Here is a 22,504-nt window from a genome sequence, read left to right on the forward strand (position 1 = left end):
CTTAGCCGCCCATTGAGCGTGAAGAAGAGGAGCTTGCTGAGCTACGCTGCATTGTTGATTGCTTAGCGACCGAGTCGCCAAACCCGCCGCGCGTCACGGTGCTGGTGGTGGCCGGCTTCGGCGCCATCGCGGTTTTCGGCACGGTCATAGTACGGCCAGGCTGCGCTGCGCCGTAGCTCTTACCACCCGCGTCGGTGTATTTACCATAGGCCGGGCTGGCCGGATTTTTTGAGCTGAACAGCGGTTGCTGAGCGCCCATTCCGCCGCCCATCATCCGGCCCATCATGTAGCCAGCCATCAGCGGCATCCAGAAGCTGCCGCTGCTTTGCGCCTGGGCCTGGTTTTCCGGAGCCATGCCAGCCTGAGCCGGCGCCTGCTGGCACTGACCTTCACCGAATTCGGCGACGCAATCTTCACGGGAGGCGTATTTCGGCGCGGTACGTTCCGCTTCTTTAAGCGCGTTATTGTAAGCGGTGGTGCACTCTGCGGATTTGCTCGGGTTAGCGGCAGAGCAGTCATCGGCGTTTTGATACAGAGAAACCGTTTCATCGCTTTGTTCACAACCGGCGAGCATAAATACCGCCGTCACGGCAAGCGCGACGGGAGTTAAATGACGAGCGCTCCAGCTTTTGCGGAAGGAGGCGTGTTTAATATTTTTTGTCCGTTTCATGTTTGTCTTCCTGGACCCAGTGGTATGCGTTTTGTTAACGCTCAGGATAGAGGATGAGTGGTGGAAAATGAAGCGAATAGGGGCGGAAAGCGGGGGATCTTTACGTTGCCTTACGTTTAACGCTTCGCTTACCCGCGGGGTAAGCGAAGCGTGGAGTGCGCAAGCGTGATTACTGGCGGAACGGGTTGCTGCCGTTGGTGCTGCGTGCGGACGCCGGTTTTGCCGCGGCGGTGTTGCTGTAGCCGTCAGCGCTGGCATCCTGCTGCGGATTTTCCGGCGCGACGCTGTCCGGCGAGGTCGGAATCGCTTTACCCAGCGTGTTGTTCAGCGCAACCAGGTCCTGCTCGTTCAGCGTACCGAGCGCGGACTTGATGTTCAGCTCGTTAATCAGGTAGTTATAACGCGCGTTGGACAGCTGCTGTTTTGCGTTATACAGCGTGGTGGTCGCGTCCAGGACATCGACGATGGTACGCGTTCCCACTGAATAACCGGCTTCCATGGCATCCAGTGAACTTTGGGCAGAGACCACGGCCTGTTTGTAGGCATTGATGCTGCTGATGGACGCGTTCACGTTGTTAAAAGAGGAACGAACGGTCTGCACCACGCTACGATGCGCGCTTTCCAACTGCTCGCTGGCGCCGACAAAGTTGTACTGCGCCTGTTTAACCTGGGAGTTCACCATCCCGCCCTGATACAGCGGCAGGGAGAAGTTCAGGCCGATTTGGTTCTGCCCGATATCTCTGTCCTGCGTGGTGTTTTTAGAACCATTGTAGCTGTTATTAGATACGCTACTGGTCGCGTTTAAATTCAGGGTCGGCAGATGCCCATCCTGCGCCTGGCGAATTTGCTCGCGCGCCAGGTCCTGGCTGAGTCGGGCCTGCAGCAGCGACAGGTTGCGGTTTTCCGCTTCTTTCAGCAGCGCGTTCACCGCCGATGGTTTCGTGGTTTTAAACCCATCAACATTCAGCGAGGCCAGCTCCGGATAGTAGTTGCCGGTCACCTGGCGCAGCTCTTCAACCGCGTTATCGAGGTCGTTGCGCGCGGTGACTTCGTTTGCCAGTACGGCATCGTACTGTGAACGGGCGTTCTGTACGTCAGTAATCGCCACCAGGCCAACGTTAAAGCGCTGGGTGGTCTGATCTAACTGGCGGTAAATAGCCTGTTTCTGCGCTTCGGTATAGGAGAGCGTATCGATAGCGGCCAGCACTTTAAAATAGGCCGTCGCGGTGTTTAGAATCAGCGTTTGCTGGTCCGTCTGATAGGTGACGTCCTGAATGCCGGCGTTCTTTTCCTGCAGCGTCAGCGCACGCCATTTCGACATATCAAACAGAACCTGCGTGAGCTGCAGCGATCCGCTGGTGACGTCGGAATTCTGGTCTTTAGCATCACGGAAGCCGCTAGTATAGGTATAATCGGCACCCAGACCGAGCTGCGGCAGTAACGGGCTACGCGCTTCGTTGATCTTCTCGAATGCGGCATCACGATCGGCTGCTGATTTACGCAGATCAGGGTTGCTGATACGCGCCTGCTGATAAACCTGCAGCAGGTTTTCTGCCTGGCTCATGGCGCTGAAGCCAGTCAGGCCCAGGCCGATAAGGATGGGAAAGAGTTTCTTCATTTGCATTCCTTGTTGTGAAGCATTTAGCGCTACTCAAATTCTAAAAATAATCACTGATTGTATAGAGTCTGTTACCGTAAAAAGTTGGCGTTATGTGCCATGGGGCGGTAATTTGCACCAATCTAACATACGAGCCGTAAAACGGTAGCCACACCGCCTATAAATTCATAACTTCATGTTCTACAGGATATCGAAATGAGCGACGTCAATCAGCAGGGGATTACCTTCTCTAAAAACGATGTAGAAATTATTGCACGCGAAACGCTTTATCGCGGTTTTTTTTCGCTCGATTTATATCGTTTTCGCCATCGCCTGTTTAACGGCGGCATGAGTGATGAAGTGACGCGTGAAATTTTTGAGCGCGGGCACGCCGCAGTCTTGCTACCCTTTGACCCGGTGCGCGATGAAGTTGTGCTCGTCGAGCAGATCCGTATTGCGGCGTACGATACTAGCGCGAGCCCGTGGCTGCTTGAAATGGTCGCCGGTATGATAGAAGAAGGCGAATCTCCTGAAGATGTCGCACGTCGTGAAGCGGTGGAAGAGGCCGGGCTTAATGTTGGCCGGATTAAACCGGTCCTGAGCTACCTGGCCAGCCCCGGCGGCACCAGCGAAAGACTGTCTATTATGGTGGGAGAAGTCGATGCCACGACGGCGAAAGGGATTCATGGATTGGCCGACGAAAATGAGGATATTCGCGTCCATGTGGTGAGCCGGGAACAGGCTTACAAATGGGTGGAAGAGGGGAAAATCGACAACGCAGCCTCTGTCATCGCGCTGCAATGGCTGCAACTGCATTATCACAATTTACGCAACGAGTGGACAAAATGAAGCGTTATACGCCTGACTTTCCTGAAATGATGCGCCTGTGTGAAACCAACTTTGCCCAGCTGCGCCGCCTGTTGCCGCGAACGGATGCAGCGGGAGAAAAGGTGAGTTACCAGGTGGGCAACGCGCAATACCGATTAACCATCGTCGAATCGACCCGCTACACTACGTTAGTAGCGATTGAGCAGACGGCTCCCTCGGTGAGCTACTGGAGTCTGCCGTCAATGACGGTACGGCTCTATCACGATGCAATGGTCGCTGAAGTGTGTTCAAGCCAGCAGATCTTTCGCTTCAAAGCGCGGTATGATTATCCTAATAAAAAGTTGCATCAACGCGACGAAAAGCATCAAATTAATCAGTTTTTGGCCGATTGGCTGCGATACTGTTTAGCACATGGAGCGATGGCGATTCCGGTTTGTTAGCGTCGTGAAACCTAAGGACACCATTTGGAAAGCCTGTTAAACCTACCTTTGGCTGGTGAGGCCAGAGTCAGGATATTACAAATTACCGATACTCACCTGTTTGCTGAAAAACACGAAACGCTGTTAGGCATCAATACCTGGGAAAGCTATCAGGCCGTACTGGATGCTATCCGCGCCTCACAGCGAGAATGCGACCTGATTGTTGCTACAGGCGATCTGGCGCAAGATCACTCTGCCGCGGCCTATCAGCATTTTGCTGAGGGCATCGCGAGTTTTGCTGCACCTTGCGTCTGGCTGCCGGGTAATCATGATTTTCAACCGGCGATGTACAGCACGCTGCAGGAATCAGGCATCTCCCCCGCTAAACGCGTATTGCTGGGCGACCATTGGCAAATACTGCTCATGGATAGCCAGGTGTTCGGCGTGCCGCATGGCGAACTGAGCGATTTCCAGCTGGAATGGCTGGAGCAGAAGCTGGCGGAAGTCCCGGAGCGGTATACGCTGCTGCTGTTGCACCACCATCCTATGCCGTCAGGCTGCAGCTGGCTGGATCAGCATAGCCTGCGCAATGCCGGGGCGCTTGATTGCGCGCTGGCCGCGTTTCCTCGCGTTAAGCATCTGCTGTGCGGCCATATTCATCAGGAACTGGATCTTGACTGGAACGGTCGGCGCATGATGGCCACGCCATCCACCTGCGTGCAGTTTAAGCCGCACTGCGCTAACTTCACGCTGGATACCGTCTCTCCGGGCTGGCGCTGGCTGGATCTGCATCCTGACGGCACATTGACCACTGAAGTTTGCCGCCTTGAAGGCGTGAAATTTCACCCGGATATCGCTTCAGAAGGATACTGATGTCTACGCTTCTCTATCTGCATGGTTTTAACAGCTCGCCGCGCTCGGCAAAAGCGACTGCGTTGAAAGAGTGGCTGGCGCGGACCTATCCTGACATCTCAATGGTGATACCGGAGCTCCCGGTTTACCCTGCGCAAGCGGCTGAGCATCTGGAGTCTCTGGTGCTGGAGCATGGCGGTGAACCGCTGGGCGTTGTCGGGTCGTCGCTGGGGGGATATTACGCGACCTGGCTATCGCAGTGCTTTATGCTACCGGCGGTGGTCGTGAACCCTGCGGTGCGCCCGTTTGAGCTATTGAACAATTTCCTTGGCCCTAATGAGAATCCATACACGGGGCAGCAATATGTGCTAGAGTCTCGCCATATTTACGATCTCAAAGTCATGCAAATTGACCCGCTGGAAGCGCCGGATTTAATCTGGTTATTGCAGCAAACGGGCGATGAAGTGCTTGATTACCGCCAGGCCGTTGATTATTTCGCCTCCTGCCGACAGACGGTAGAGGAGGGCGGTAATCACGCATTTGTTGGCTTTGAAGATCATTTCACTCAGATTATCGATTTTCTGGGCCTGCGCTGAGCGGTTCGGAACGACCTACGAATACACACCATGACGCAATCTTCATATAACGCTGATGCCATTGAGGTACTCACCGGGCTTGAGCCGGTTCGCCGCCGTCCGGGAATGTACACTGATACCACACGTCCAAATCATCTTGGTCAGGAAGTTATTGATAACAGCGTGGATGAGGCCCTGGCCGGTCACGCGAAACGCGTGGAGGTCATTCTCCATGCCGATCAGTCGCTGGAAGTTATCGATGATGGCCGCGGAATGCCGGTGGATATCCACCCTGAAGAGGGGGTTCCGGCAGTTGAACTGATTCTTTGCCGCCTGCACGCGGGGGGGAAATTCTCCAATAAGAACTACCAGTTCTCCGGCGGCCTGCATGGCGTAGGGATATCGGTGGTCAACGCCTTATCGAAACGCGTTGAGGTGAACGTGCGCCGCGATGGCCAGATCTACAGCATCGCCTTTGAAAACGGCGATAAAGTAGAAGATCTCCACGTGACCGGTACCTGCGGTAAGCGTAATACCGGTACCAGCGTGCACTTTTGGCCGGATGAAAGCTTTTTTGACAGCCCGCGTTTTTCCGTCTCACGCCTCTCGCATTTATTAAAAGCCAAGGCCGTTCTTTGCCCTGGCGTAGAGATTGTTTTCCGCGATCTGGTCAACGATAGCGAACAGCGCTGGTGCTATGCCGATGGTCTGACCGACTATCTTAGCGAAGCGGTTAACGGCCTGCCTCTGCTGCCGGAAAAACCGTTCGTCGGCACCTTCTCCGGTGATACTGAAGCGGTCGACTGGGCGCTGCTGTGGCTGCCGGAAGGCGGCGAGCTGCTGACCGAAAGCTACGTCAACCTGATTCCTACGATGCAGGGCGGAACCCACGTTAATGGTCTGCGCCAGGGGCTACTGGACGCCATGCGCGAGTTCTGTGAATATCGGAACATCCTGCCGCGCGGCGTGAAGCTGTCGGCGGAAGATATCTGGGAACGCTGCGCCTACGTGCTCTCCGTGAAGATGCAGGATCCTCAGTTTGCCGGGCAAACCAAAGAGCGCCTCTCTTCACGTCAGTGCGCCGCGTTTGTTTCCGGCGTGGTCAAAGACGCCTTCAGCCTGTGGCTAAACCAGAACGTCCAGTCGGCAGAGCTGCTGGCGGAGATGGCGATTTCCAGCGCCCAGCGTCGTCTGCGCGCGGCGAAGAAAGTGGTGCGTAAAAAGCTGACCAGCGGTCCGGCGCTCCCCGGTAAGCTGGCGGACTGCACCGCCCAGGATTTGAACCGCACCGAACTGTTCCTTGTGGAAGGGGATTCCGCGGGCGGCTCGGCCAAGCAGGCGCGCGATCGCGAATATCAGGCGATCATGCCGCTGAAAGGTAAAATCCTGAACACCTGGGAAGTTTCTTCCGATGAAGTGCTGGCTTCCCAGGAAGTGCATGATATTTCCGTCGCCATTGGTATCGACCCGGATAGCGACGACCTGAGCCAGCTGCGCTACGGCAAGATTTGTATTCTGGCGGATGCCGACTCCGATGGTCTGCACATCGCGACGCTGCTGTGCGCGCTGTTCGTCAGGCATTTCCGCACTCTGGTCAAACACGGCCATGTCTACGTGGCGCTGCCGCCCCTGTACCGTATCGACCTCGGCAAAGAGGTGTATTACGCGCTCACAGAAGAAGAGAAAACCGGCGTGCTGGAGCAGCTTAAGCGCAAGAAAGGCAAACCGAACGTACAGCGCTTCAAAGGGCTGGGCGAGATGAACCCCATGCAGCTGCGCGAGACCACGTTGGATCCGAATACCCGCCGTTTGGTACAGCTGATTATCAACGATGAAGACGAGCAGCAGACAACCGCCATGATGGATATGCTGTTAGCGAAGAAGCGCTCTGAAGATCGGCGTAACTGGCTTCAGGAGAAGGGCGATCTGGCGGAGCTGGACGGATAATAAAAAATCGGCCGGGAAACCGGCCGATTTATTTGCTTGCTTAAATGCCCGCTTCGAGAATACGAATGTTCATTTCCAGCACGTCGCCTTTAACGGCTTCGCCGTAGGCTTTCATGTGCGGAGTCTGCAGGTGCGCCTCAAGATGGGCGACGCTTTCCCACTGCTCGACCATCACGATGGAATCCGGTGAAGTGGTCTGAAAACTGACGCCAGCGGCGTGATCGACCAGCGGCGCATAGCCATGGCAGCCTTCTTCCTGAAGAACGGTCGGGGTTATTTTTGCGAACTGATCAAGCACCGCCTGGCGATGGTGTTGGCCCGGACGAGTACGAATTTCAGCGATCACTGTCAACATGGTTAACTCAACTCCTTCTGTATATTCTCATCATACTTCAAGCCGCCGCTAAAATGAGCCGCGCTTGTCGTCTTTTCATAACTCACTACAGTTAACCAAAAATTTCCGTCAGATGCTTGCGATATTCTGCCGTATAACGCGGAACATCGGGCATTTTGATCACATCGTTGGCGATGAAGGTAGGTAGGGCGCTCATCCCAAGGAACTGGTTGGCCTTATGGAATGGCAAGTAAACACCGTCGACGCCAACGCCGTGGAAGAACTGATCTTTTTCGGTGAAGGCTTCCATCGGCGCGTTCCAGGTCAGAGACAGCATATATTTTTTCCCCTGAATCAGGCCGCCGGAACCATATTTCTTACTGGCGTCAGATCGAGTGCGGCCATCGCTGGCATACAGCGCGCCGTGACCTTCGGTAAAGACGTCATCAATGTACTTTTTCACCGTCCACGGCGCGCCCATCCACCAGCCCGGCATTTGCCAGATAACGGAATCGGCCCACAGGAAGTTTTGCACTTCGGTTTTCACGTCGTAGTCGCTATCGGCGCGGACCACTTTAACATCATGCCCGAGGTCGCGCAGATAGGTTTCCGCGACTTCAGTCAGGGTGTCGTTCAGCTGGCCGTTAGAGTGGCCGAACTTTTTTGCGCCATTAATAATCAGGATGTTACTCATTTTTTATCCTCAACTTTTCAATTTTGTGGTTAATTTTACCCCGCCGGGCAGAGCGGTAAAATGAGCAAAATGTGCAAAGTCTTTTGCTTTTATAGCAATAATGCCGCTACCAGCGAATGCGCGCCTCGAATCCGCCGTCGCGGGCGTTGCCGAAACTTGCCGTCATCCCGTGCAGCGCGGCGATGCGTTTGACTATGGAGAGCCCGAGGCCGCTACCGGGCTGCTCCTGGCCTGGAGGACGATAAAAGCGCTCGCCGACGCGCGCCAGGGCCTCGGCGCTGATGCCCGGGCCGTTGTCGCGTACGCGGAATTCACCGGCATCCAGGGTGATGTCGACCTGGCTTCCGGCGGGGCTATAGCGCACCGCGTTATCTAAAAGATTGCGCACCAGTAGGCTTAGCAGCAGCGGCTGCCCGGTGCGCAAGATGTTCTTCGCGTTCAGGTGCAGGCGTAGCTCAAGTCCGGCCAGTTGCGCCGGGTGGTACATCTCCATGACCGCAGACTGTAGCAGTTCATCAATGGCGATCGTCTGAACATCATCCAGCTGCGCCAGCGAATCCAGGCGCGATAGGGTAAGTAGCTGGTCGACCAGGCGGGTTGCGCGATCGATACCCTGGTGGAGCTGCTCCAGGGCTTTATCCAGCCCTTGCGGATCGTCCAGCGAGAGCTGGGCCACTTCGGTTTGCACCTTCAGCGCCGCCAGTGGGCTGCGCAGTTCGTGGGCGGCATCGGAGGTGAACCGACGCTCGCGGATCATGGTGTCATGCGTCCGGGTAAAGAGCTGATTTAGCGCGTCGACCAGCGGGCGAACTTCGCTGGGCACGTTCTCGCTATTTAGCGTTTCGGCGGAATCCGGCGCTCGGGTGCGCAGCGTGTTGGCCAGCTTTTTCAGTGGCGCCAGTTCCCGGCTTAACAGCACGATGAGCAGCAAAAACATCAGCGGCAGTGCAACCAGCCAGGGTGTAAGCTGGGAGGTGACGATATCCAGCGCCATCTCGCGGCGGTAATCCCATTCCTGGCCGACGACGATACGATGGCGCCCGTCGCGGGTGGTGAGCCACAGAAAGCGCCATTCGTCATCATCGCCGCGCAGGTAGCCGTCGCTGAACCCCTCCCGGTTGTTACCCCACAGGATATCCTGGCCATTTTCGCCATCGTTAAGCACCATTTTGCCGTCGGTGGTAAAGATAGCGAAAGCCAGCGCATCGTCGTCGAGATGGCCGTGTTTGACCTTTTTCTTTGTCCGCACCTGTGGCGCGAGGGTATGGAGCTCGTCGAAATTCATCGCGCTCAGGCGGCGGGCGAACAACAACTGCTGGGTATCGAACAGCTTATCCAGCTTGTCGGTGGTCTGTTGCCAGGCCACAAAGCTGGCAATGCCCCAGGCGGCGCTGGTCAGCAGCAAAAAAAGCAGCGTCAGGCGGACGCGCAGGCTCAGTTTCCCCAGCCGCTTCATGCGTCCCCCAGGGTATAGCCGATACCGTGTACGGTACGAATGAAAGCGCTGCCGAGCTTACGGCGCAGATGATGGACGTGTACTTCTATCGCGTTGCTGGAGACGTCGTCATCCCAGCTATAGAGCTTTTCTTCAATAAGCTTACGCGGCAGCACGCGTCCGGCATTGCGCATCAGCAGCTCCAGCAGAGCAAACTCCTTTGGCTTGAGCGGCAGGCTCTCGTCGTTCAGGGTGGCCGTGAGTCGGCCAGGATCGAGGACCACATTGCCGTGCCGCAGTTCGCTGCTGCTCTGGCCGTGGGCGCGGCGCATCAGTGCTTCCAGGCGCGCGGCGACTTCAACCAGCGCGAAAGGTTTGCAGAGATAGTCATCGGCGCCGAGGCGTAATCCTTCGACGCGCTGGTTAAGCGCGTCGCGGGCGGTCAGGATCAGTACCGGTTCGTGGCGGCCTTTGTCGCGCCATTCGCGCAGAATATCCAGCCCATCGATGCCGGGCAGGGTCAGGTCAAGAATAATGGCGTCGTAAGCGGCGTGATACAGCGCGGCTTTCCCCTCTTCGCCGCGGGTAAACCAGTCGACGCTGAAGCCCAGCTTGGTCAGTCCGGTTTTGAGGCCGTCACCGATCAGTTTGTCGTCTTCCACCAGTAAAATGCGCATTTTCTGCTCCTGTGTCCCTTGGATATTCCCGCAGTAAAGCGCGTTGCGGCGCGCGCTGTACAGGAATAAAATTTATTTTTTCCGCTTAAGAAGTTGTTAAGTTTTGCCCGGTGTAATAGTGACGATATAAACACAAAGGGAGAACACATCATGAAGAAAATCGCCGCAATGACCGCTATCATCGCCTTAGTTTCCATGCCGGTACTGGCCGCTGAGCAGGGCGGGTTTTCCGGACCCGGCTCGACGCAAACCAGCCAGACGACCACGCAAAACGGCGGGTTCATTGGCCCGAACGGGAGCGTAACGACGGTCGCGAATGCGAAAACCCTGCGTGACGATACCTGGGTGACCCTGCGCGGTAAAATCGTGGAGCGTATTTCCGACGACCTGTATAAATTCCAGGACAGCTCCGGCACCGTGAACGTCGATATCGATCACAAGCGCTGGAACGGCGTGACCGTGACCCCGCAGGATACGGTAGAGATTCAGGGTGAAGTGGATAAAGACTGGAACTCAGTGGAAATCGACGTAAAGCAGATTCGTAAAATCACGCCATAGTTTTCTCATCATCTTAAGCAAGATCGGTCAGGAACCGCACTCCTAGCTCTGTCAGAGTATGTTTCCGGGAGGATGCGATGAACGATACTCAGGTAAGCCCGGCCTTTGCCGGGCGTTTTCAGCAAGTGTGCTTGTACATTGAACGTCATCTGGACACGCCGCTGTCGCTGGAGACGCTCAGTGCGATAGCCCATAGCTCGCCGTATCATTTTCACCGGCAATTCAGCGCCTATAGCGGGGTACCGCTCTATCGCTATATCCAATGGTTACGTTTGCGTCGCGCCTGTTGGCGACTGGCGTTTAATCCACAGGAAAAGATTATCGATATTGCCCTTGATGCGGGGTTCCAGAACCCGGAGTCGTTCAGCCGCGCCTTCCGCAGCGCCTTCGCGCAAAGCCCCAGCCAATTCCGCCAACAGCCGGACTGGCTGGAATGGCATCGACGTGTACCGAAACATACGCTACAGGAGCAACACCCAATGGATGTTAAAATAATCCAGCTTCCTACCACTCAGATCGCGATGCTGCAGCATCGCGGTAACCCTGGTTTAGTCAATGAGACCGCCGCGAAGTTTATCGCCTGGCGCAAGAAGAGCGGTCTGTCCCCGGTCGCCAGCTGCGCAACCTGGGGGATCTCCTGGGACGACCCCGCTGCCACGCCGGCTGACGATTTTCGTTTCGATATTGGCGGTACGGTCAGCCAGCCGGTGCCGGAAAACAGCTTTGGCGTGGTGAATGGCGAGATCCCCGGCGGGCGCTGCGCAGTAGGGCGTCATTACGGTTCTCTGGACACGCTCGCGCAGAGTATCTGGTTTCTTTATCGCGACTGGCTGCCCGCATCGGGAGAGGCGCTGCGCGATTTCCCGGTTTTCTTTCGCTACCTCAATTTTGTGCATGAAGTCGGTGAGCATGAGCTGCAGACGGACGTTTATCTTCCGCTGAAATGAAGGATGTCCACGGAATTCCTCAACCAGCCTAACGCCCTGTGACTCAGGGCGTCAGATAGGGTATTATCGCCGGTAGTTTTGCCGTCCGAACGGCCGGTACGCAGATTGAGGATTCACGATTAATGAGCGATATGGCAGAGCGCCTCGCGCTGCATGAATTTACGGAAAACGCCTACCTGAACTACTCCATGTACGTCATCATGGACAGGGCGCTGCCGTTTATTGGCGATGGCCTGAAGCCGGTCCAGCGTCGCATCGTCTATGCGATGTCTGAGCTGGGTCTCAACGCCAGCGCCAAGTTCAAAAAGTCCGCCCGCACCGTCGGCGACGTGCTGGGTAAATACCATCCGCACGGCGATAGCGCCTGCTATGAAGCCATGGTGCTGATGGCGCAACCCTTCTCTTACCGCTATCCGCTGGTTGACGGTCAGGGGAACTGGGGGGCGCCGGACGATCCTAAATCCTTCGCCGCGATGCGTTATACCGAATCCCGTTTGTCGAAGTATGCTGAACTGCTGCTGAGCGAACTGGGGCAGGGCACCGTTGACTGGGTACCAAACTTTGACGGCACTCTGCAGGAGCCGAAAATGCTGCCTGCGCGCCTGCCCAATATTCTGCTCAACGGCACTACCGGCATCGCCGTCGGCATGGCGACGGATATTCCGCCGCACAACCTGCGTGAAGTGGCTCAGGCGGCCATTACCCTGATTGAAAAACCGCAGACCTCGCTGGACGATCTGCTGGATATCGTACAGGGGCCGGATTACCCGACCGAAGCGGAAATCATTACTCCGCGTGCCGAGATCCGCAAAATCTACCAGAATGGCCGCGGTTCGGTGCGTATGCGCGCGGTGTGGACGAAAGAAGACGGCGCGGTGGTGATCAGTGCGCTGCCGCATCAGGTTTCCGGCGCCCGCGTGCTTGAACAGATTGCCGCTCAGATGCGCAACAAAAAGCTGCCGATGGTGGATGACCTGCGCGACGAATCGGATCACGAAAACCCGACTCGTCTGGTGATCGTCCCGCGCTCTAACCGCGTGGATATGGAGCAGGTGATGAACCACCTGTTCGCGACGACCGATCTGGAAAAGAGCTATCGTATCAACCTGAATATGATCGGGCTTGATAACCGTCCTGCGGTAAAAAACCTGCTGGAAATCCTCTCGGAATGGCTGACTTTCCGCCGCGATACCGTGCGCCGTCGTCTCAGCTACCGTCTGGAAAAAGTCCTCAAGCGCCTGCATATCCTGGAAGGTTTGCTGGTGGCGTTTCTGAATATCGATGAAGTTATCGAAATTATCCGTCACGAAGATGAGCCGAAGCCGGCCCTGATGTCGCGCTTTGGCATCAGCGAAACCCAGGCGGAAGCGATTCTGGAGTTAAAACTGCGCCATCTCGCCCGACTGGAAGAGATGAAGATCCGCGGTGAACAAAGCGAGCTGGAAAAAGAACGCGACCATCTGCAGGCCATTCTGGCGTCTGAACGCAAAATGAATAACCTGCTGAAGAAAGAGCTGCAGGCCGATGCCGACGCCTTTGGTGACGATCGTCGTTCGCCGCTGCGCGAGCGTGAAGAAGCGAAAGCGATGAGCGAGCACGATATGCTGCCGTCCGAGCCGGTGACCATCGTTCTGTCGCAGAGCGGCTGGGTACGCAGCGCCAAAGGCCATGATATCGACGCGCCGGGACTGAACTATAAAGCGGGAGACAGTTTTAAAGCCGCAGTGAAAGGGAAGAGCAATCAGCCGGTGGTCTTTATTGACACCACCGGGCGTAGCTACGCGATTGACCCGATCACCCTGCCGTCCGCACGCGGACAGGGCGAGCCGCTCACCGGTAAGCTGACGCTGCCGCCGGGGGCGACGGTGGAGCATATGCTGATGGAGGCCGATGATCAAAAACTGCTGCTGGCGTCCGACGCAGGCTACGGGTTTATTTGTACTTTCAACGATCTGGTCGCGCGCAACCGCGCCGGTAAGACGTTGATTAGCCTTCCGGATAACGCCCACGTGATGCCGCCGCTGGTGATTGAGGACGAGTCCGATATGCTGCTGGCCATTACCGCCGCCGGCCGCATGCTGATGTTCCCGGTCAGCGACCTGCCGCAGCTGTCGAAAGGCAAGGGCAACAAGATTATCAACATCCCGTCGGCGGAAGCGGCTGCGGGTCAGGATGGCCTGGCGCATCTGTTTGTCCTACCGCCGCAAAGTACGCTGACGATTCACGTCGGCAAACGGAAAATCAAACTCCGTCCGGAAGAGCTGCAAAAAGTCACCGGCGAGCGCGGCCGCCGCGGCTCTCTGATGCGTGGACTGCAGAAAATCGACCGGGTGGAGATTGATTCACCGCGTCGCGCCTCGGCGGGCGATAGCGAAGAGTAGGATGATCCTCCCCCGCAGTAAGGCGGGGGAGGTTAATATTTACCGCAAAATCGTTGTTTATTCAGGCATTGCGATTAACAATATCCGTCAGGATCGTTCGGGGTGCTTAACGCGCTTTGCAATGATGCCCGATGCCTGCAATCTGCGAAACAGCGAGTATAATTCTAAGCGGTTTGGGTTTTAGAGGTAGCTATGCTATTTATTTTTCGACTAATTATCGTTGTCATCTATTGTATTCTGGTCTGCATCTTCGGCTGTATTTATTGTCTGTTCAGTCCTCGTAATCCTAAGCACGTCGCCACCTTCGGTCACCTGTTTGGCAAACTGTCGCCGGTCTTCGGCCTGAAAGTCGAGCTGCGCAAGCCGGCCGATGCGGAAAGCTACGGCAACGCTATCTATATCGCTAACCACCAGAATAACTATGATATGGTGACGGCATCAAATATTGTGCAGCCGCCGACCGTTACCGTGGGTAAAAAGAGCCTGGCGTGGATCCCTTTTTTCGGCCAGCTCTACTGGCTAACGGGGAACCTGCTGATTGACCGCAATAACCGGGCAAAAGCGCACGGCACTATTGCCGAAGTCGTGAATGCGTTTAAAAAGCGCAATATCTCTTTTTGGATGTTTCCAGAAGGGACCCGCAGTCGAGGCCGCGGTCTGCTGCCTTTTAAAACCGGCGCTTTTCATGCGGCTGTCGCGGCTGGCGTGCCAATTATTCCGGTGTGCGTATCTAATACATCGAATAAAATTAATCTCAATCGCCTGAATAACGGTCTGGTGATTGTAGAAATGCTGCCGCCGGTAGACACCAGTCAGTATGGAAAAGAGGGCGTTCGCGCGCTGGCGACGCACTGTCGCGAGCTGATGTCCGCTAAAATCGCTGAGCTGGATAAAGAAGTTGCCGAACGCGAAGCGGCCGCAAAGAAATAACACAGGAAACGCCGCGAAGCGCGCGCGTATTGCTGGCGGGAAACGAATTCCCTTGTTAATTAGTCAGTATTTCATGGAGTAAATATGTCACTCAGTCGGCGTCAGTTCATTAAGGCTTCAGGCGTAGCGCTGTGCGCAGGCGCCGCGCCGCTGAAAGCACAGGCCGCTGGTCAGCAGCCTGCGCTGCCGATCCCTCCTCTGCTGGAGTCCCGCCGCGGGCAGCCGCTATTTTTAACGCTACAGCGAGCGCACTGGTCGTTTACGCCCGGAACCCGCGCATCGGTGTGGGGGATTAACGGCCGCTATATGGGGCCAACCATTCGCGTCTGGAATGGCGACGATGTGAAGCTGATTTACAGCAACCGCCTGACGGAAAACGTGGCGATGACGATCCGCGGCCTGCAGGTCCCCGGTCCGCTGATTGGCGGCGCCGCGCGCATGATGTCCGCCAACGCCGACTGGGCTCCGGTACTGCCAATCCGCCAAAGCGCGGCGACGCTGTGGTATCAGGCCAACACGCCAAACCATATGGCAAAACAGGTCTATAACGGTCTGGCCGGGATGTGGCTGGTGGAAGATGATGTCAGTAAAAATCTGCCGATCCCCAATCACTACGGCGTGGATGATTTCCCGGTGATTATTCAGGATAAGCGTCTGGATAATTTCGGTACGCCTGAGTATAGCGAGCCCGGTAGCGGAGGGTTCGTTGGCGATACGCTGCTGGTGAACGGCGTTCAGGGGCCTTTCGTGGAAGTGTCGCGCGGCTGGGTGCGCCTGCGCCTGCTGAATGCGTCCAACTCCCGTCGCTATCAGCTGCAGATGAGCGACGGTCGATTGCTGCACGTGATTTCCGGCGATCAGGGGTTGCTGCCGGCGCCGGTTTCGCTGAAGCAGCTGTCGCTGGCGCCGGGTGAGCGTCGTGAAATTCTGGTCGATATGACTAACGGCGATGAAGTATCGATCACCTGCGGGGAAGCGGCCAGCATCGTCGATCGTATTCGCGGCTTCTTCGAACCGTCGAGCATCCTGATTTCCACCCTGATTCTGACGCTGCGCCCGACGGGCCTGCTGCCGCTGGTGACCGATAGCCTGCCCGTGCGTTTGCTGCCGACGGAGATTCTGGCTGGCGCGGCGATTCGCAGCCGCGATATCACGCTTGGTGACGATCCGGGTATTAACGGTCAGCTATGGGATCCGCAACGTATCGATATTACGGCGCAGCAGGGAACCTGGGAGCGCTGGACGGTGCGCGCCGACCGGCCGCAGTCCTTCCATATTGAAGGCGTGATGTTTCAGGTGCGTAACGTCAACGGCTCCGCGCCGTTCCCGGAAGATCGCGGCTGGAAGGATACCGTCTGGATCGATGGTCAGGTTGAGCTGCTGGTCTATTACAATCAGCCCTCCTGGCCGCACTTCCCGTTCCAGTACTTAAGTCAGACGCTGGAGCTTGCCGACCGTGGCTCTATTGGCCAGATTCTGGTGAATCCGGCGCCGTAATGTATTCTGTCCCGGCCCATACCGGCCGGGATCGGAAAAACCTCCTTCATTTCTTCCATCGTTCCGGCTTATAATCGCCGCCCTTTTTGATTATTTTTTTATCATTTCCCCGGAAGCAATATGAGCGCAATATCCCTGATCCAACCGGATCGTGACCTTTTCTCCTGGCCGCAGTACTGGGCCGCCTGCTTTGGCCCCGCGCCGTTCTTGCCGATGTCGCGAGAAGAGATGGATCAACTTGGCTGGGATAGCTGCGACATTATTCTGGTTACCGGCGATGCCTATGTCGATCACCCGAGCTTTGGCATGGCGATCTGCGGACGCATGCTGGAAGCGCAGGGGTTCCGCGTGGGGATTATTTCCCAGCCGGACTGGAATAATAAAAACGACTTTATGCGCCTGGGTAAACCGAATCTGTTCTTCGGCGTCACCGCCGGGAATATGGATTCGATGATCAACCGCTACACTGCTGACCGTAAGCTGCGCCATGACGATGCCTACACGGCGGGGAACGTGGCCGGCAAGCGCCCGGATCGCGCCACGCTGGTTTATACGCAGCGTTGCAAAGAAGCGTGGAAAGATGTGCCGGTGATCCTCGGTGGTATCGAAGCCAGCCTGCGCCGAACCGCGCACTACGACTACTGGTCTGATACCGTGCGTCGCTCGGTTCTGGTGGACTCTAAAGCCGATATGCTGATGTTCGGCAACGGCGAGCGTCCGCTGGTGGAAGTGGCGCACCGTCTGGCCGCCGGCGAGCCTATCGGGCAAATTCGCGACGTTCGCAACACCGCGATCATGGTGAAGGAAGCGCTGCCGGGCTGGAGCGGGGTGGACTCCACGCGTCTGGACACGCCGGGGAAAATCGATCCGATCCCGCATCCGTACGGTGAAGATCTGCCGTGCGCGGATAACAAAACCGTCGCACCGCCAAAACAGGAAGCGAAGCGCGTTACCGTACAGCCGCCGCGTCCGAAGCCGTGGGAGAAGACCTATGTCCTGCTGCCTTCCTTTGAAAAGGTGAAAGGCGACAAGGTTCTCTACGCGCACGCGTCGCGTATTCTGCACCATGAAACTAACCCCGGCTGCGCCCGCGCGCTGATGCAGAAACACGGCGAACGCTATATCTGGGTTAACCCGCCCGCTATTCCGCTTTCCACTGAAGAGATGGATAGCGTGTTTGCCCTGCCGTATAAGCGCGTTCCGCATCCTTCATACGGCGATGCCCGCATTCCGGCCTACGAGATGATTCGCTTCTCGATTAACATCATGCGCGGCTGTTTTGGCGGCTGTTCGTTTTGCTCGATTACCGAGCATGAGGGCCGCATCATTCAGAGCCGCTCCGAAGATTCGATCATCAATGAAATCGAAGCGATTCGCGACACGGTTCCCGGCTTTACCGGCATTATTTCCGATCTTGGCGGTCCGACGGCCAACATGTATATGCTGCGCTGCAAGTCGCCGCGCGCCGAGCAAACCTGCCGCCGCCTGTCATGCGTTTATCCGGATATCTGTCCGCATATGGACACTAACCATGAGCCGACGATTAATCTTTACCGCCGCGCCCGTGACCTGAAAGGCATCAAAAAGATCCTTATCGCGTCCGGCGTGCGTTACGACATCGCCGTTGAAGACCCGCGCTATATTAAAGAGCTGGCCACCCACCACGTTGGCGGTTATCTGAAGATTGCCCCTGAGCATACGGAAGAGGGGCCTCTGTCGAAGATGATGAAGCCAGGAATGGGCAGCTACGATCGCTTTAAGCAGCTGTTTGATACCTATTCGAAGCAGGCGGGCAAAGAGCAGTATCTGATCCCGTACTTTATTTCCGCCCATCCGGGGACGCGGGATGAAGATATGGTGAATCTGGCGCTGTGGCTTAAGCAGCATCGTTTCCGCCTGGATCAGGTGCAAAACTTCTATCCGTCGCCGCTGGCGAACTCGACCACCATGTATTACACCGGTAAGAACCCGCTGGGTAAGATTGGCTATAAGAGTGAGGATGTAGTGGTGCCGAAGGGCGACAAACAGCGCCGCCTGCACAAGGCGCTGCTGCGCTATCACGACCCGGCCAACTGGCCGCTGATTCGCCAGGCGCTGGAGACCATGGGTAAAAAGCACCTGATCGGCAGCCGTCGCGATTGCCTGGTACCGGCGCCGACGATCGACGAGATGCGCGAAGCGCGTCGCCAGAACCGCCATACTCGTCCGGCGCTAACCAAGCATACGCCGGTGGCGCATCAGCGCCAGACGCCGGCAGGCCAGAAAAAGCGGGTAAAAGCAGGGCGTTAATCTCTTGCCCGGTGGTTATAGGCTACCGGGCCCAAGCCTCAACGGCAAAAGCCGTTATGTGGCTATGCTTCTCTGATTCTGGCGGCCAGCGCCGCCAGCTTTTCATCATCCGCCCGCTCGTGATCGTGGGAAGAGAGATAGCCTTCGTATTGCGCAAAAAACTGAGTCTGACGCGACTCGATAGGCCGCCATTGGGTCATATCGCCGGTGCCGTGCATCGGGCTGAGCTTGCTGTGGACATGGTCAACGCCATAGCCTTCAAAAAACATCCCCGTACGGCCCACGTCATCAAAGGCTTTATCCAGAAGCTTCGCCACTTTCTGCGTCGCCAGCACCAAATCGGCCAGCGCCTGCGGCGGCATATCAAACGCATAGCTGGGGTAGTGCTTCTTTGGGATCACGACTGTAAAACCGTCGGTATTAGGGAAAATAGAGAGAAAGGCGAGGTGGTGTTCATCTTCCCACACCTTATGGCAGGGGGCTTTCCCCGCAACAATTTGACAGAAAATACAGCTCATCAGCACACATCCATTTGATTGCAACAAACTCTCAATGTACGTGGTTTTAACCGGTCCGCAAAGCGATGCTCCGCCGAAATCCGACGGAGCGGGGAAGATTAACCGCCGAACTGATCCGGGTCTGGCCCCAGGCGTTTGTTCTGGTCCAGTTTAGTGATTTCACTTAATTCATCTTTATCAAGACGGAAGTCCCAGACGTTAAAATTCTCGGCAATGCGCGATGGCGTCACCGATTTCGGGATCACCACCAGGCCGCTGTCCAGATGCCAGCGGATTACGATCTGCGCCGGGGTTTTAGCGTATTTATCCGCCAGTTGACGAATAATTTTGTGATCGAATACCCCTTCGCCACCCTGCGCCAGCGGGCTCCAGGACTCGGTCTGGATCTTATGCGTCGCATTCCAGGCGTGAAGCTGACGCTGCTGCATCAGCGGGTGAAGTTCAATCTGGTTTATCACCGGAGCGACACCGGTTTCATCGATGATTTTTTGCAGATGATGAACCTGGAAATTACACACGCCGATGCTTTTTGCCAGACCCTGCTGCTGCAGCTCAATTAAGCTTTTCCAGGCGTCGACGAAGTGGTTCGTTGCCGGAACCGGCCAGTGAATTAAATATAAATCGACGTAGTCGAGCTTCAGTTTTTTCAGACTTTCCTGCAGCGCTTCTTTGGGCTGCTTTTGATCGTCATTCCACAGTTTCGTGGTGACGAACAGCTCATCGCGGGGAACGCCTGCGCTGCTTAACGCGTTGCCGACGCCGGTTTCATTCTGGTACACGGCGGCGGTGTCAAACGAGCGATAACCGACTTCCAGCGCCTTATGAATGGCGGAGACGACTTCCTCGTTGCCTGCTTTCCACACGCCGAGCCCCAGCTGCGGCATCAGGTTGCCGTCGTGTAGTTTTATAACGGTTGGATGTGTCATGCCTTCCTCCTGTTAATGAACTCAGCGGAATAAAATCCGCCGAGGGGTAGCATTAAGTCTGGACGAAATAGCTAAAAACGGTAGTTAAACTCCTCTCCTTTGCGCGAGTTTACGCGTCGGAGAGGAGGTTGATTAGCGTGCAGCCTCGTAAATACGGCGGCTGACGTCCAGCGTAATATCCTGGTTTTCGCCCAGTTGGGTCATGCCGTGCTCTTCCAGTTTCGCCAGCAGCGCCGGGATAGAGCTACCATCCAGACCGTAGGCAGAAAGGCGCGTCGGGACACCCATCTGTTCGAAGAAATCACGCGTTGCGGCGATGGCGGAATCGATACGCTGCTCTTCAGAACCTTCGGTGATGTTCCAGACGCGAGCGGCGTACTGCAGCAGCTTGGCGCGTTTAACGTCGCGTTTTTCATTCCACAGCGCAGGCAGGACGATAGCCAGGGTCTGGGCGTGATCGAGACCGTGCATGGCGGTCAGCTCGTGGCCGAGCATATGGGTCGCCCAGTCCTGCGGCACGCCTGCGCCAATCAGGCCATTCAGTGCCTGGGTGGCCGCCCACATAATATTGGCGCGTACGTCGTAGTTTTCCGGCTCTTTCAGCGCTTTCGGGCCGTCTTCCACCAGGGTCAGCAGAATGCCTTCGGCAAAGCGGTCCTGAATTTTGCCATCGACCGGATAGGTGACGTACTGTTCAACGGTATGGACAAATGCGTCGACGACGCCGTTAGCCACCTGGCGCGGCGGCAGGGTATAGGTGTAAACCGGATCCAGGATGGCGAATACCGGCTGGACGTGGCTGGACATAAACGCGCGTTTGTCACCGGTGGTTTTGCGCGAGATGACCGCGCCTTTATTGGATTCGGAACCGGTCGCCGGCAGCGTCAACACGGAGCCCATCGGGATGGCGCTGGCCACTTTGCTGCCGTAGGTTTCGAGGATTTCCCACGGATCGCTATCGGCATTGTAGTGGGCCGCCGCGGCGATGAATTTGGTGCCGTCGAGAACGGAACCGCCGCCCACCGCCAGCAGGAAAGTGATTTTTTCATCACGCGCAATTTTTACCGCGTTCATCAGCGTTTCGTAGGATGGGTTGGGCTCGATGCCGCCAAATTCCCGGACGTCAATGCCGTTCAGCGCGCTGAGAACCTGATCAAGCACGCCGGTTTTCTTCACGCTACCGCCGCCGTAGGTGACAAGCACGCGAGCATCCGCCGGGATTTGATCGCGCAGATTTTCAATCGCGCCTTTACCGAACAGAATGCGGGTTGGGGTATGTAGGTCGAAATTATTCATGGCTGATGCCCTCAAATAGATAAAACCGCCAACAGAGACGATACCTCTGCCAGATGACGGACATTGTGTTCCCGTCGCCCGTTCCCCTCAATGCACATTCCTGCCGTTGTCTTGCCCATTTCTCCTTGGGGCTGGAGAAATACGCCGGAAGTGCGCACAATACGGAGGTAAAAAAACGTTCGCAGAGGCCCGCCAAATGAACCGCGCTGAGATATGTCAGTTACTAACGAGTAAGGTTAATCAGCTGAAAGATAAAGAGGAAGTGCTTAATGGTCTGCTGCCGGATATTCGCCTGCTGTACGGTACCCAGCCGGGGACACGGACGCCGGTCATGTATCAGCCGGGGATCGTTTTTCTCTTTTCCGGGCATAAAATTGGTTACATTAACGAGCGTACCTTTCGCTATGACACCAATGAGTATTTGCTGCTGACGGTACCGCTACCGTTTGAATGCGAAACCTTCGCCACCCCGGAAGTGCCGCTGGCGGGGATTCGGCTGAATGTCGATATTCTGCAACTGCAAGAGCTGCTGATGGATATCGGCGAAGATGAGCAGTTTCAGCCGTCCATGGCGTCGAGCGGGATTAACTCCGCGGTGCTGTCCGAAGAGATTCTGTGCGCGGCGGAGCGCTTGCTGGACGTAATGGAGCGCCCGCTGGACGCGCGCATTCTTGGCAAACAGATTATCCGCGAAATCCTTTATCACGTGCTGACCGGGCCGTGCGGGGGGGCGCTGCTGGCGCTGGTCAGCCGGCAGACCCACTTCAGCCTGATCAGCCGCGTATTGAAGCGTATTGAAAGCCAGTACACGGAAAACCTCAGCGTCGATCAGCTGGCGGCGGAAGCAAATATGAGCGTCTCGGCGTTCCACCATAACTTTAAATCAGTCACCAGCACCTCCCCGCTGCAGTACCTGAAAACCTATCGCCTGCATAAAGCGCGCATGCTGATGATCCACGATGGTATGAAGGCCAGCGCGGCGGCGATGCGGGTGGGGTATGAAAGCGCGTCGCAGTTCAGCCGCGAGTTTAAGCGTTATTTCGGCATGACGCCGGGGGAAGATGCGGCGCGAATCAGAACGATTCAGGGGATGTGACGAACGATGTAAGGGCGGCGAATCCGCGCCGCCCCGGC

General features: G+C 56.4%; 20 protein-coding genes and 1 pseudogene. 12 read left to right on the forward strand and 9 right to left on the reverse strand.

The window, feature by feature from the left end:
- Position 1: 1 nt before the first annotated feature.
- Positions 2 to 670, reverse strand: coding sequence for a DUF1190 family protein (locus EGY08_RS19000; protein ID WP_004125303.1), 669 nt, complete (start codon positions 668 to 670; stop codon positions 2 to 4).
- Between the two features lie 169 nt (positions 671 to 839).
- Entirely contained in the window at positions 840 to 2,288 is a 1,449-nt protein-coding gene (tolC, locus tag EGY08_RS19005; protein ID WP_004125302.1) for an outer membrane channel protein TolC, read from the reverse strand.
- Positions 2,289 to 2,483: 195 nt separating this feature from the next.
- Here tolC and nudF point away from each other — a divergent pair, with 195 nt between their 5' ends.
- From nudF to parE, 5 genes are read left to right on the forward strand one after another with little or no spacing between them, the layout of a single operon-like run.
- Positions 2,484 to 3,116 (forward strand): ADP-ribose diphosphatase, encoded by a 633-nt coding sequence (nudF, locus tag EGY08_RS19010; RefSeq protein ID WP_004125299.1) that lies wholly within the window; start codon positions 2,484 to 2,486, stop codon positions 3,114 to 3,116.
- Positions 3,113 to 3,535 (forward strand): DUF1249 family protein, encoded by a 423-nt coding sequence (locus EGY08_RS19015; protein WP_004125296.1) that lies wholly within the window; start codon positions 3,113 to 3,115, stop codon positions 3,533 to 3,535. Before nudF ends, EGY08_RS19015 begins: the two co-directional genes overlap by 4 nt.
- A 24-nt stretch (positions 3,536 to 3,559) precedes the next feature.
- Entirely contained in the window at positions 3,560 to 4,387 is an 828-nt protein-coding gene (gene cpdA / locus EGY08_RS19020; protein ID WP_004125292.1) for a 3',5'-cyclic-AMP phosphodiesterase, read from the forward strand.
- The gene (gene yqiA, locus EGY08_RS19025) at positions 4,387 to 4,962 is read left to right on the forward strand and encodes an esterase YqiA (protein WP_004125289.1); all 576 of its coding nucleotides are present in this window, start codon (positions 4,387 to 4,389) and stop codon (positions 4,960 to 4,962) included. The genes cpdA and yqiA overlap by 1 nt, the downstream gene beginning before the upstream one ends.
- A gap of 30 nt (positions 4,963 to 4,992) precedes the next feature.
- Positions 4,993 to 6,888: a DNA topoisomerase IV subunit B gene (gene parE, locus EGY08_RS19030; protein ID WP_004125286.1), complete on the forward strand. Its 1,896-nt coding sequence runs from the start codon at positions 4,993 to 4,995 to the stop codon at positions 6,886 to 6,888.
- 40 nt (positions 6,889 to 6,928) lie between these two features.
- Here parE and EGY08_RS19035 read toward each other — a convergent pair whose 3' ends face one another.
- The 4 genes from EGY08_RS19035 to qseB all read right to left on the reverse strand — a co-directional run bounded on the left by EGY08_RS19035 (position 6,929) and on the right by qseB (position 10,028).
- The gene (locus tag EGY08_RS19035; protein ID WP_004125281.1) at positions 6,929 to 7,243 is read right to left on the reverse strand and encodes a putative quinol monooxygenase; all 315 of its coding nucleotides are present in this window, start codon (positions 7,241 to 7,243) and stop codon (positions 6,929 to 6,931) included.
- Positions 7,244 to 7,334: 91 nt separating this feature from the next.
- Positions 7,335 to 7,916: an NAD(P)H-dependent oxidoreductase gene (locus EGY08_RS19040; protein ID WP_049113401.1), complete on the reverse strand. Its 582-nt coding sequence runs from the start codon at positions 7,914 to 7,916 to the stop codon at positions 7,335 to 7,337.
- A gap of 106 nt (positions 7,917 to 8,022) precedes the next feature.
- On the reverse strand, positions 8,023 to 9,372 hold the full coding sequence (gene qseC, locus EGY08_RS19045; protein WP_004125275.1) for a quorum sensing histidine kinase QseC: 1,350 nt from the start codon (positions 9,370 to 9,372) through the stop codon (positions 8,023 to 8,025).
- Positions 9,369 to 10,028: a quorum sensing response regulator transcription factor QseB gene (gene qseB, locus EGY08_RS19050; RefSeq protein WP_004125272.1), complete on the reverse strand. Its 660-nt coding sequence runs from the start codon at positions 10,026 to 10,028 to the stop codon at positions 9,369 to 9,371. Before qseB ends, qseC begins: the two co-directional genes overlap by 4 nt.
- A 150-nt stretch (positions 10,029 to 10,178) precedes the next feature.
- Here qseB and EGY08_RS19055 point away from each other — a divergent pair, with 150 nt between their 5' ends.
- The 6 genes and pseudogenes from EGY08_RS19055 to EGY08_RS19080 form a co-directional block, all read left to right on the forward strand.
- Entirely contained in the window at positions 10,179 to 10,586 is a 408-nt protein-coding gene (locus EGY08_RS19055; RefSeq protein ID WP_004125269.1) for a YgiW/YdeI family stress tolerance OB fold protein, read from the forward strand.
- Positions 10,587 to 10,663: 77 nt separating this feature from the next.
- Complete coding sequence (locus tag EGY08_RS19060; RefSeq protein WP_112166964.1) at positions 10,664 to 11,533, forward strand: AraC family transcriptional regulator; 870 nt, start codon at positions 10,664 to 10,666, stop codon at positions 11,531 to 11,533.
- Between the two features lie 122 nt (positions 11,534 to 11,655).
- Entirely contained in the window at positions 11,656 to 13,914 is a 2,259-nt protein-coding gene (gene parC / locus EGY08_RS19065) for a DNA topoisomerase IV subunit A (RefSeq protein WP_004125256.1), read from the forward strand.
- Positions 13,915 to 14,106: 192 nt separating this feature from the next.
- The gene (gene plsC / locus EGY08_RS19070) at positions 14,107 to 14,844 is read left to right on the forward strand and encodes a 1-acylglycerol-3-phosphate O-acyltransferase (protein WP_004125254.1); all 738 of its coding nucleotides are present in this window, start codon (positions 14,107 to 14,109) and stop codon (positions 14,842 to 14,844) included.
- Positions 14,845 to 14,928: 84 nt separating this feature from the next.
- Complete coding sequence (gene ftsP, locus EGY08_RS19075) at positions 14,929 to 16,341, forward strand: cell division protein FtsP (protein ID WP_004125252.1); 1,413 nt, start codon at positions 14,929 to 14,931, stop codon at positions 16,339 to 16,341.
- 30 nt (positions 16,342 to 16,371) lie between these two features.
- Positions 16,372 to 18,597: pseudogene (locus EGY08_RS19080) on the forward strand (YgiQ family radical SAM protein); the annotation flags it as partial.
- A 95-nt stretch (positions 18,598 to 18,692) separates the two neighbouring features.
- Here the strand turns inward: EGY08_RS19080 and EGY08_RS19085 are convergent.
- The 3 genes from EGY08_RS19085 to yqhD all read right to left on the reverse strand — a co-directional run bounded on the left by EGY08_RS19085 (position 18,693) and on the right by yqhD (position 21,370).
- Positions 18,693 to 19,148 carry an HIT family protein gene (locus EGY08_RS19085; protein WP_004125248.1) on the reverse strand — a complete coding sequence of 152 codons (456 nt, stop codon included), beginning with the start codon at positions 19,146 to 19,148 and terminating at the stop codon, positions 18,693 to 18,695.
- A gap of 98 nt (positions 19,149 to 19,246) precedes the next feature.
- Positions 19,247 to 20,074: a 2,5-didehydrogluconate reductase DkgA gene (gene dkgA, locus EGY08_RS19090; RefSeq protein ID WP_049113394.1), complete on the reverse strand. Its 828-nt coding sequence runs from the start codon at positions 20,072 to 20,074 to the stop codon at positions 19,247 to 19,249.
- Positions 20,075 to 20,206: 132 nt separating this feature from the next.
- Positions 20,207 to 21,370 (reverse strand): alcohol dehydrogenase, encoded by a 1,164-nt coding sequence (gene yqhD / locus EGY08_RS19095; RefSeq protein ID WP_123828762.1) that lies wholly within the window; start codon positions 21,368 to 21,370, stop codon positions 20,207 to 20,209.
- A 196-nt stretch (positions 21,371 to 21,566) separates the two neighbouring features.
- On the opposite strand from yqhD, the gene EGY08_RS19100 reads away from it, so the two are divergent.
- Positions 21,567 to 22,466 carry an AraC family transcriptional regulator gene (locus tag EGY08_RS19100; protein ID WP_004125243.1) on the forward strand — a complete coding sequence of 300 codons (900 nt, stop codon included), beginning with the start codon at positions 21,567 to 21,569 and terminating at the stop codon, positions 22,464 to 22,466.
- Positions 22,467 to 22,504 lie beyond the last annotated feature (38 nt).

Source organism: Klebsiella sp. FDAARGOS_511, from assembly GCF_003812845.1.
Taxonomy (GTDB): Bacteria; Pseudomonadota; Gammaproteobacteria; order Enterobacterales; family Enterobacteriaceae; genus Klebsiella; species Klebsiella grimontii.

Coding starts and splice junctions, on each gene's coding strand:
- EGY08_RS19060 (WP_112166964.1), top strand. CDS start 10,664: ATGAACGATACTCAGGTAAGCCCGGCCTTTGCCGGGCGTTTTCAGCAA.
- EGY08_RS19040 (WP_049113401.1), bottom strand. CDS start 7,916: ATGAGTAACATCCTGATTATTAATGGCGCAAAAAAGTTCGGCCACTCT.
- EGY08_RS19055 (WP_004125269.1), top strand. CDS start 10,179: ATGAAGAAAATCGCCGCAATGACCGCTATCATCGCCTTAGTTTCCATG.
- parE (WP_004125286.1), top strand. CDS start 4,993: ATGACGCAATCTTCATATAACGCTGATGCCATTGAGGTACTCACCGGG.
- nudF (WP_004125299.1), top strand. CDS start 2,484: ATGAGCGACGTCAATCAGCAGGGGATTACCTTCTCTAAAAACGATGTA.
- parC (WP_004125256.1), top strand. CDS start 11,656: ATGAGCGATATGGCAGAGCGCCTCGCGCTGCATGAATTTACGGAAAAC.
- EGY08_RS19100 (WP_004125243.1), top strand. CDS start 21,567: ATGAACCGCGCTGAGATATGTCAGTTACTAACGAGTAAGGTTAATCAG.
- EGY08_RS19000 (WP_004125303.1), bottom strand. CDS start 670: ATGAAACGGACAAAAAATATTAAACACGCCTCCTTCCGCAAAAGCTGG.
- yqiA (WP_004125289.1), top strand. CDS start 4,387: ATGTCTACGCTTCTCTATCTGCATGGTTTTAACAGCTCGCCGCGCTCG.
- qseC (WP_004125275.1), bottom strand. CDS start 9,372: ATGAAGCGGCTGGGGAAACTGAGCCTGCGCGTCCGCCTGACGCTGCTT.
- qseB (WP_004125272.1), bottom strand. CDS start 10,028: ATGCGCATTTTACTGGTGGAAGACGACAAACTGATCGGTGACGGCCTC.
- EGY08_RS19015 (WP_004125296.1), top strand. CDS start 3,113: ATGAAGCGTTATACGCCTGACTTTCCTGAAATGATGCGCCTGTGTGAA.
- tolC (WP_004125302.1), bottom strand. CDS start 2,288: ATGAAGAAACTCTTTCCCATCCTTATCGGCCTGGGCCTGACTGGCTTC.
- dkgA (WP_049113394.1), bottom strand. CDS start 20,074: ATGACACATCCAACCGTTATAAAACTACACGACGGCAACCTGATGCCG.
- ftsP (WP_004125252.1), top strand. CDS start 14,929: ATGTCACTCAGTCGGCGTCAGTTCATTAAGGCTTCAGGCGTAGCGCTG.
- EGY08_RS19035 (WP_004125281.1), bottom strand. CDS start 7,243: ATGTTGACAGTGATCGCTGAAATTCGTACTCGTCCGGGCCAACACCAT.
- yqhD (WP_123828762.1), bottom strand. CDS start 21,370: ATGAATAATTTCGACCTACATACCCCAACCCGCATTCTGTTCGGTAAA.
- EGY08_RS19085 (WP_004125248.1), bottom strand. CDS start 19,148: ATGAGCTGTATTTTCTGTCAAATTGTTGCGGGGAAAGCCCCCTGCCAT.
- plsC (WP_004125254.1), top strand. CDS start 14,107: ATGCTATTTATTTTTCGACTAATTATCGTTGTCATCTATTGTATTCTG.